7 protein-coding genes are annotated in these 8,992 nt (G+C 71.9%); all 7 read right to left on the bottom strand.

What is annotated here, in order from left to right:
* Positions 1-2: 2 nt before the first annotated feature.
* The 7 genes from ACFXA3_RS03915 to ACFXA3_RS03885 all read right to left on the bottom strand — a co-directional run bounded on the left by ACFXA3_RS03915 (position 3) and on the right by ACFXA3_RS03885 (position 8,818).
* Positions 3-1,997: an ATP-binding protein gene (locus tag ACFXA3_RS03915; RefSeq protein WP_385181501.1), complete on the bottom strand. Its 1,995-nt coding sequence runs from the start codon at positions 1,995-1,997 to the stop codon at positions 3-5.
* 179 nt (positions 1,998-2,176) lie between these two features.
* Positions 2,177-3,079 (bottom strand): NADP-dependent oxidoreductase, encoded by a 903-nt coding sequence (locus tag ACFXA3_RS03910; protein WP_385181498.1) that lies wholly within the window; start codon positions 3,077-3,079, stop codon positions 2,177-2,179.
* Positions 3,076-4,242 (bottom strand): acyltransferase family protein, encoded by a 1,167-nt coding sequence (locus ACFXA3_RS03905; protein WP_385181495.1) that lies wholly within the window; start codon positions 4,240-4,242, stop codon positions 3,076-3,078. The genes ACFXA3_RS03910 and ACFXA3_RS03905 overlap by 4 nt, the downstream gene beginning before the upstream one ends.
* 105 nt (positions 4,243-4,347) lie before the next feature.
* Complete coding sequence (locus ACFXA3_RS03900) at positions 4,348-5,130, bottom strand: alpha/beta fold hydrolase (protein WP_385181492.1); 783 nt, start codon at positions 5,128-5,130, stop codon at positions 4,348-4,350.
* A 93-nt stretch (positions 5,131-5,223) separates the two neighbouring features.
* Positions 5,224-6,420, bottom strand: coding sequence for an acyltransferase family protein (locus tag ACFXA3_RS03895; protein ID WP_385181489.1), 1,197 nt, complete (start codon positions 6,418-6,420; stop codon positions 5,224-5,226).
* A 15-nt stretch (positions 6,421-6,435) separates the two neighbouring features.
* A complete protein-coding gene (locus ACFXA3_RS03890; protein WP_385181487.1) occupies positions 6,436-7,605 on the bottom strand; it encodes an acyltransferase family protein in 1,170 nt (389 codons plus the stop codon).
* A gap of 34 nt (positions 7,606-7,639) precedes the next feature.
* The gene (locus tag ACFXA3_RS03885) at positions 7,640-8,818 is read right to left on the bottom strand and encodes an MFS transporter (protein ID WP_385181484.1); all 1,179 of its coding nucleotides are present in this window, start codon (positions 8,816-8,818) and stop codon (positions 7,640-7,642) included.
* Between the last annotated feature and the right edge of the window lie 174 nt (positions 8,819-8,992).

The raw sequence follows: 8,992 nt of genomic DNA, 5'->3' as shown, positions 1-8,992 counted from the left end.
CGTTATTGCGGGCTGCCGTGCAGCTCCCGGTGCCACAGCGCCTCGCAGAGCAGGTCCAGGCCCTGGCGGACGTGTCGCCGGTAGGTCCCGTACGGCAGGCCCAGGCGGCGGGCGGCGGCTTCCTGGGTGGGGGCTCCGGAGAAGTAGCCGGCCGTCAGGGCCTCGCGGGCGCGGACGCCGCGCGGGTCGCCGGCGAGGTCGTCGACGGCCTGGCGCAGCAGGGCGCGCAGTTCGCCGACCGGATCGGCGAGGTCGGCAGCGAGCCGCGCCCGGCTCAGGGCGCAGGCGGCGAAGGCGCGGGAGTCGCGCCAGTGCGCCAGCGCCTCGCGGACGGCCTGGTCGAACGCGGTGCGTGAGAAGCCCGAGGGACCGGAGGGGGCCGGCACCTCGGTCCGGGTGATGATGTGGCGGATCCACGCCTCGACCGGCACCTGCCGCCAGTCGATGCAGAACAGCCCGTACGTGTGCTCGCTGACCCGTGCCCGTACACCGGTGTCGTGCATGACGCCCTTGAGCCGCTGCGCCCAGGCCTCGGCGTCCCGGTAGACGACGAAGCCGTGGGCGCGGCCCCGGCCGCGGGCGGCCTCCGCCTGGGCCCGGGAGTTGCTCAGGTCGATGACGACGGAGGGGACCTGGTAGCGGGCGGGGTAGATCGAGAACCGGCTCATGCCGATGTGTTCCCCGGGCCGCACGGGGGCGGTGGCCTCCGTGTACTCCCAGGCGGCCGCGACGACGGGGTCGGTGGCGAGGTCCTGGGGATCGGGAGGGGCGGGCAGCTGGAGGCGGGTCGTGAACGCGACGGGCTCGCCGGTGCTCACCGACCGGAAAACGCTGAACGCCTGCGGCTGGCGCTCCAGCCAGTAGCGCACGAGTTCCGCGGAGGCGTGCCCCTCGGCCTCCTCGGCCATGCGCAGCACGACATCGATGTCGTCGGGCTGCAGGACGCGTTCGTGCACCTCCTCCTCGCGGGTCGACGCGCCGCGCCGGGCGGGGCTCTCCAACTCGCGGAAGAGGTAGAACAGTTCGTCGGGTATGACGCTGACCCGCTCGTCGACGCCCTCGCGCAGCAGGCGCAGGTACTCCTCGGCCAGCCGCTGACGCATCGCCATGAAGGCGTTGGGGGCGCGCCAGCGCAGGTCCGCGGCCAGGGTCTCGCGCGCGGCGTCGTGCGGGTAGAGGCCCCGGGGGGTGGACTCCACGAACGGCAGCTCCCTCAGCCAGCCGAACAGCCGGTGGGTGTCCTCCTCGGGCAGGACCGCGGCGAGCAGTTCCTCGGACGTCGAATGCGCCTGGGCCACCACCTCCAGGGCGCGCCGGTGCGCCGTCGTCGGCACTTCCCCGATCAGGCCCGCCATCAGGGTGCGCAGGATGTCCGCCGAGGGCGCCCGCATCTCCTCGCCGCTCCAGCCGGCGGACCCGGCTGCTGCCGCGAGGGAGAGGGCCAGCGGGTTGCCCCCGGCGAAGTGCAGGATGTGCTCCTCCAGTTCGGACGGGATGCGTGCCGCGGCCAGCAGGCTCCGGGCCTGCCCGTCGGAGAAGGGCTCCAGCTCGCCGACGTGCAGGAGCCCGGTCCAGGCGGAGTCCGCGGTCCACTGGACGTGGGGCGGGATCCGGCCGGCCAGGACCACCAGGGTGTCGTCCGCGGCGCGGGGCAGGAAACGCTGCCACAGCCAGCTCTCCAGCCCCTGGCAGTGCTCGAAGGAGTCCACGAACAGGACGGTGCCGGCCACTTCCAGGAGGGGGGCGGCCGCACGCTCGAAGTCGGCCGGGTCCCGGCTGACGAAGCGGCCGTCCAGTTCCAGGAGCAGCCGGCCCGCCGCACGGGCCTCGTCCGCCAGGCACCGCACCAGCGACGATTTCCCGATGCCGCCGGGGCCGTAGAGGTAGAACGCGAAGGGTGCCTGCGGGTCTCCGGCCAGCGCTGCCGCGAAGCGGCCGACCTCCTCCTCCCTTCCGATGAAGGCACGCTCCCGCGCTCTGCTGAGTCTCTCTCCCACGGACGCCACGTCGGCTCCCCTCCCGGATCTGGAAACCGGGCGGATTACCCGGATCCTCTGCGAAGAGGGCCGGTCGGGACGGCGGGTTCCAGATCAGGCCACGGAATGTGCGCCCCTCCGGCCGGAAAATGCCTGCGGGGACGACCGGTTGACGGTCGTCCCCGCGCAGGCGCGGCCGGTCAGCTGCCGGGGGTCAGCAGGATCTTGCCGCGGGTGCCGCCGGCTTCGAGGAGGGCGTGCGCGCGGGCCGCGTCCTCGAACGGCAGGACCTCGGAGATCCGCAACGTCAGCTGCCCTTCCTCCACCCGTCGCGCCAGCGCGTCGAGCATGGGTGCGTCGATCCGTACGCCGTAGACGTCCACGCCGACGGAGCGCTCGGGCTCCGGGACGGCGAAGGGGGTCAGCGACAGGAAGCGGCCTCCGTCGCGCACCGCCGCGATCGTCTCCGGCCGGCCGGCGGCGTCGATGACCACGTCGTAGGCGCCGGCGGGCAGGGCGTCGGTGTCCGAGAAGACCTCGCAGGCCCCCAGTTCGGCCACGGTACGGGCGTCGCCCGCGCGGGCGAGGCCGGCCGGCCGCCATCCGCGCAGGGCCGCCAGCTGGACGGCGAAGCCGCCCACCGCGCCCGCGGCGCCGCTCACCAGGAGGCGGCCGGAGAACTCCGGGCCCAGCCGGTCCAGTGCCTGCTCCGCGGTGAGGGCGGCCAGCGGGAGGGCCGCGGCGTGCTCCAGCGCGACGTTCGCCGGTGCGGGCACGGCGAGCGCCTCGGCCAGGGCGATGTACTCGGCGGTCACTCCGGCTCCGTCGCCCAGCGGGGAGCGCAGGGCGACGATGCGGTCGCCCTCCGCGAAGCGGGTGCTGCCGGGGCCGACCGCGACGACGGTGCCGGAGACGTCCCAGCCGACGACGGCGGGCAGGACCGGCGAGGGGATGTCGCCCCGGCGTACGGCGAGGTCCACGGGGTTCACCGCGGCGGCGGCCACCCGGACGAGGATGTCGCCGGGACCCGGCTGCGGCGTCTGCGTCTCGGCGACGGCGAGGACGTCCGGGGATCCGTGGCTGTTGATGACGACGGCTTTCATGCGGTGGCTGCCTTTCGGGTCCGCCCCAGGTGGCGCATCGCGGGCTTTTCCACTGCCACGTAGAGCAGCCATGCCACGACGAGGGTCGCCAGTGCTTCGAGGACCAGCACGCCGATGCCGGCGGCGGTGCCGAAGAACTTCTCGGGGCCGATCAGTTCACGTACGACGTTGAGGAGGATGAGATGGACCATGTAGAAGGCGAAGGAGACTTCGCCGAGCCAGACCAGTGGCCGGCTGCGCAGCACCGAGGGGCGGCCCGAGACGTCCTTGAGGGCGACCGCCGGGATCAGCAGGGCCATCGGGATGACGAAGACCGCGTCGAGGGCGTACAGCCACGGGACGTGGAGGGACAGGGCGTAGGCCGCCACGCAGGCGAGCGCGGCGGGCAGCGGCCGCACGCCGAACCTGCGGCCGGTGACGACGATGCGCGCCATCAGCATCCCGAGGACGAAGTCCAGGGCGCGCACCGGCGGGAGCATGTACACGCTCCAGTACTGCCAGACGGAGGCAGGTGAGCCCTCGGGCATGGGCGGGTTCCCCGGCAGCACCAGGTAGGCGAGGGTGGGGACGGCGATCACCGCGGCGGCGGTCCCGGCGGCCCAGCGCCACAGGTGGTCCGGCGGGATCCGCTTGATCCGGCGCAGGAACAGCGGGAAGCAGAGGTAGAAGAAGAGCTCGCAGGCCAGTGACCAGCTGGGCGGGTTCACGCCGAGGAACACGGAGAATTCCGGGACCCAGGCGTGGACGAGGAACAAGTTGGGCACGGCCTGCCACCACTGGGTGGTGGCTCCGGCGAGCAGGGCCAGGGCGAGCACCCAGGTGACGAGGTGGTTCGGGTAGATCTTGAAGAACCGCCGGCGCCAGAAGTGCCGGGCGGGGTCGTCCGACCGCGCCGACCAGGTCAGGACGAATCCGCTGAGGATGAAGAAGAAGCTCACGCCGGCCCAGCCCGCGTTGCTGAAGAGCCACCGGTACCCGTCGGCGACGTCCGTGGAGGCGAACGGGTTCAGGGCGGGGAGTGCGAGTGAGGAGTGGTAGCCGAACACCAGCAGGGCAGCGAAGAACCGCAGGCCGGTCAGGGAGGGGAGCCGGCCGTGCACGGCCCGGTGGGGCTCGGTGGCGCGCTCCGTCGGTATCGCGGCAGGTTCCGCGGTCGTGGACAAGGTGTCTCTCCGGAGGAAGGCGGGAGGTGGGCGGGGCCGTGCGGCCGGCCGGAGCGGGCGGGCTGGCGGTACCCGCTCCGGCGTCGCGCAGGCGTGCTGCGGGGTTCAGTCCCGGTCGAGGAATCCGCCGAGCAGGGCGACGAGTTCGGCCGTCTTCTCGAAGATGACCATGTGGCCGCTCTCCAGTTCGGCGTACTCGCTGCCCGCCACGGCCGCGTGGATCTCGCGCGAGTGCTCGACGGGGATCAGTACGTCCCGGGTGGAGCCGATGACCAGGGTGGGTGCGGTGATGGCGGGGAGCCGGTCGCTGATGTCGACCCGGTGGTCGAGCTCGATCTGCTGCAGGGTCCACGCCTCGGCCTTGATCCCGGCGACGGTGGCCTTGACGCCCTCGCTGCCGAAGCCGGCGAGGAAGGGGGGCGAGAAGATCAGCAGCGCGCTGTACGCGGCGAAGGCCTCCTCGTCGAGGGCCGGGAGCCGCCGCCAGAGGTCGGTGGCCAGCTGCTGGCGCGGGTCGTCGTTGCGGGCCCAGCCGTTGATGACGACGAGGCGGCGGACGAGTTCGGGGTGCTTGGCCGCGGCGGCGGCCGCGACGACGGCGCCCAGGGAGAAGCCGACGATGTCGAACGGCTCGTCGGTGACCGCGCGGGCCGCGCCGATCGCCTGCTCCACCAGTTCGTCCAGGCTGAGCTCGTCCGCGTGCAGCGGGGTCAGGCCGCTGCCCGAGCAGTCGGGGGTGATCACGGTGTAGCGGTCGCTGAACTGCTCGCGGATGTGGCCGAACTGGGCTTCGCCGTGACCGCCCGTGCCGTGTACGAACAGCAGGCCGGGGCCGGTGCCCTCCGCGGTGTACTGGACGGGGGTGCCATTGACGTCGATCGTGGGCACGGGGGCTCCTCAGGGTGTGGAGTGGACAAAGGGGCTGAAAGACGGAGAGTTGAAAGACGGGGAGGTGGAAGAGGGGAGGCAGGCGCGGGGGGTTCAGCGCAGGGCCGGCTCCGGCCGCTGCTCCTCACGGGGTGTGCCGGGCAGGTCCGACGGCCGGGGACGCGGACGTGCCCACCGCCGCATGACGGGGCGTTCCACGCACACCAGGAGCAGCCAACCGACGAGCAGGGTGGCGAGGAAGAAGCCGATGAGGACGAGGACGCCGGGCAGCGGCGCGAAGAGCTTCTCGTCCATCAGCGCGGTGCGGCCGAAGTACATGACCACGTACTGGGCGAGGTAGAAGCCGAAGGAGACTTCGCCGAGCCACTGCATCGTGCGGCCGCGCAGCACCGTCGGGGCACCGTCCACATCGGCCCGGGCCACCGCGCAGATCAGCACGGACACGGGGATGATGGTCGCGACGTTGAGCCCGTACAGGAACGGCACTTCCAGGGCCACGGCGTAGCCGGCCAGGCACAGCAGCGCCGCCGGGACGATCCCGATCCGGGGGAAGGCCCCCGCCAGCACGAGCCGGGCGAGGATCATGCCGAGCACGAACTCGAACATCCGCACCGGCGGGAAGTTGTAGCCGAACCAGAACTCCCACAGGGAGATGCCGAACCCCTCGGGGGTGGGCGGGTGCTGCGGCATGAGGAAGTCGGTGATCAGCTGGACGGCCACCATGCAGGCGACCATCGCGGCGGCCCAGGCCCACAGCGCACCCTCCTTGATCCGCAGCACGGGCCGGATCAGGAACGGGAACAGCAGGTAGAAGAGCAGCTCCGAGCAGAGGGACCAGCTGGGCGGGTTCACGCTGATGAAGGTCGCGTGCTGCGGGAACCAGGAGTGGATCAGGAAGAGGTTCGGCAGCCACGCGGACACCGGCGTCACGGCACCGGCGAACAGCACCATGGCGAGCGCCCACATCACCACGTGGTTGGGGAAGATCTTCAGCAGTCGTCGGCGCCAGAACCCGGTGATCGTGTCGCGGGGCTTGGCCGACCAGGTCAGCACGAATCCGCTGAGGACGAAGAAGAACGAGACGCCCATCCAGCCGGCCTTGCTGAACAGCCAGCGGAAGCCCTCCTCCCAGCCCTGGTCGGCGAAGGGGTTCATGGGCGGATCGCTGAACGTCGCGTGGAAGAAGAAGACCAGTGCGGCGGCGATGAACCGCAGTCCGGTGAGCGAGGGGAGCTTGGATCCGGAGCGCTCGGGGGCCGCGCTGGTGGTGTTCGCAGACGGTGCGGTCATGGGTGGAGGGCCCTTTCAGGAGACGTGGGTCAGCCGGCGCTGCGACGGGGACTCGTCGGCAACCGCGGTCCGCCGGTCGCGGGAACGGGCCCAGCGGCGCATGGCGGGCCGTTCCACGCAGACCAGGAGCAGCCGGCCGAGGGCGAGCGCCCCGGCGAACTCGGCGGCCACGACGGCGATGCCGGTGGGGGTGGCGTAGGTCCGGTGGTCCATCAGCGTCGTGCGCGTGAAGGAGAGCACGATCTGCTGGGCGAGGTAGAAGCCGAAGGAGACTTCGCCGAGCCACTGCATCGTGCGGCCGCGCAGCACCGTCGGGGCGCCGTCCACATCGGCCCGGGCCACGGCACAGATCAGCAGCGAGACCGGGACGATCGTCGCGATGTTCAGCCCGTACAGGAACGGCACTTCCAGGGCCACGGCGTAGCCGGCCAGGCACAGCAGCGCCGCCGGGACGATCCGGATCCGGGGGAAGGCCCGCGCCAGCACGAGCCGGGCGAGGATCATGCCGAGCACGAACTCGAACATCCGCACCGGCGGGAAGTTGTAGCCGAACCAGAACTGCCAGACCGTCACATCGGTGCCCGGTGCGGGCGGGCTGCTCGGCGCCAGGAAGTCGGTGATCAGCTGCACGGCCACCATGCAGGCGACCATCGCGGCCGCCCAGGCCCACAGCGCACCCTCCTTGATCCGCAGCACGGGCCGGATCAGGAACGGGAACAGCAGGTAGAAGAGCAGCTCCGAGCAGAGCGACCAGGACGGGGTGTTGAGGCCCATGTGGACGGCCGGGTCGGGGAACCACGACTGGATCAGGAAGAGGTTCGGCAGCCAGACCTTCAGGGGGACCGCCGTGCCGGCGAACAGCACGATGGTCAGCGCCCAGGTGGCGATGTGGTTGGGGAAGACCTTCACCAGGCGCCGGCGCCAGAACCCGGTGATCGTGTCACGGGGCTTGGCCGACCAGGTCAGCACGAACCCGCTGAGGACGAAGAAGAACGACACGCCCAGCCAGCCGGCCTTGCTGAACAGCCAGCGGAAGCCGTCGGCGACGTCCTCGTCGGCGAACGGGTTCATCGATATGAAGATCAGGGACGCGTGGAAGAAGAAGACCAGTGCGGCGGCTACGAACCGCAGTCCCGTCAGCGAGGGGAGCTTGGGTCTGGCGGGTGACGCGAGGCTGCTGGGCATGGGCTGGCTGGCTCTCTCGTTCGGTGGGCGCGGTTCAGGCGGTCGGCGCGGCGGTGGCGGCCTCGGTGGCGAGTTCCTTCGGGCGGCGGCGGGCGGCGCGCACGGTCTGGGTGAGCAGCAGCGCGCCGAGGGCGGTGAACGCCGCGGCGCCGACCGTCACCGCGCGGGTTCCCAGGCCCTGGTCGATGAGCTGGCCGCCGGCCCACGAGCCGAGGGCGGCGCCGAGGCCGAACGCGGACATGTTGACGGTGAGGGACAGGGTCGGCGCGTCCGCCGCCGCGGAGAGGACCTTGGCCTGGAGTCCGGGAATCAGGGCGAAGGTCGCCACGGAGAACAGGATCAGGAAGGCGGCCGCGCCGATCGCCGACGGTGCGGCGAACCAGTACAGGACGCAGACGCCGGCCAGGGTCCAGGACTGGCGGAAGACGGCGGTGTCGGCGGACCGGTCGGCGGCCCTGCCGCCGATGGTGTTGCCGGCGATCGACCCCAGGCCGTAGGCGACGAGCACGGCGGGGGCCCAGGCCGCGGGGAAGTGCCCGACCTCGGTGAGCAGCGGCACCATGTAGGTGATCAGCGTGAACATGCCGCCCGAGCACAGGACGGTGGCCAGGACGGTGCCGATCACCTGCCAGTCCTTGAACACCTTCAGCTCGTGTGCGGCCGAACTGCCGGCCGTTCGGCCGTCGTCCGGGATGACCAGCAGGATCAGGGCGGCGGCGAGCAGGGCGAGCACGGCGACGCCGGCGAAGGTGGCGCGCCAGTTCAGCTGCTGTGCCACCAGGGTGCCGAGGGGGACTCCGAGCACCGTGGCCAGGTTGACGCCCAGTTGGGTGGCGGCGACCGCGGAGCCTTCGCGTCCTTCGGCGGCCATGCTGCCGGCGGTGACGACGCAGACGGCGAGGAACGTGCCGTGGATGACGGCGGTCAGCATGCGGCCGACCACCAGGAGGCCGAAGGTGGGCGCGAGGCTGGAGACGACGTTGCCCGCGACCGAGACCAGGAGCAGCGCCACGAGCAGGTACTTGCGGCGGATGCGGGTGGAGACGGCGGTGACGATCGGCCCGCCGACCACCACGGTCAGGGCGTAGACCGTGACGAGCAGGCCGGCGGTGGGGATGGTCACCGAAAGGTCTCCGGCCAGGTCGCCCAGCATTCCGCTCGGCGCGAGTTCGGCGGTGCCGACGCAGAAGATGGCCAGGATCAATACAGCCATACGGGACCGCATGGATTGCCTCTCGTGAGCAGCGGGCGGCGGTGGACGGGGCCGGGGAGTCCGGGAGTTCAGGCCGCGGGGGCGGCACGGAGCCGGGGAGCCGGGGAAATCCCGGGAGCCCGGCGGATCCCGGGGATCCGGGGAATCGAGGGATCCGGAGGACTCCTCGCGAGG

It is taken from the genome of Streptomyces sp. NPDC059456, assembly GCF_042750055.1.
GTDB lineage: Bacteria > Actinomycetota > Actinomycetes > Streptomycetales > Streptomycetaceae > Streptomyces.
Note: the sequence above shows the minus strand (reverse complement) of the source record. Positions and strands in the feature narration are given on the sequence as shown.

What these genes read in the sequence shown, in the direction of transcription:
- ACFXA3_RS03910 (WP_385181498.1), bottom strand. Translation starts at nt 3,079, where the DNA reads ATGAAAGCCGTCGTCATCAACAGCCACGGATCCCCGGACGTCCTCGCC.
- ACFXA3_RS03895 (WP_385181489.1), bottom strand. Translation starts at nt 6,420, where the DNA reads ATGACCGCACCGTCTGCGAACACCACCAGCGCGGCCCCCGAGCGCTCC.
- ACFXA3_RS03890 (WP_385181487.1), bottom strand. Translation starts at nt 7,605, where the DNA reads ATGCCCAGCAGCCTCGCGTCACCCGCCAGACCCAAGCTCCCCTCGCTG.
- ACFXA3_RS03885 (WP_385181484.1), bottom strand. Translation starts at nt 8,818, where the DNA reads ATGGCTGTATTGATCCTGGCCATCTTCTGCGTCGGCACCGCCGAACTC.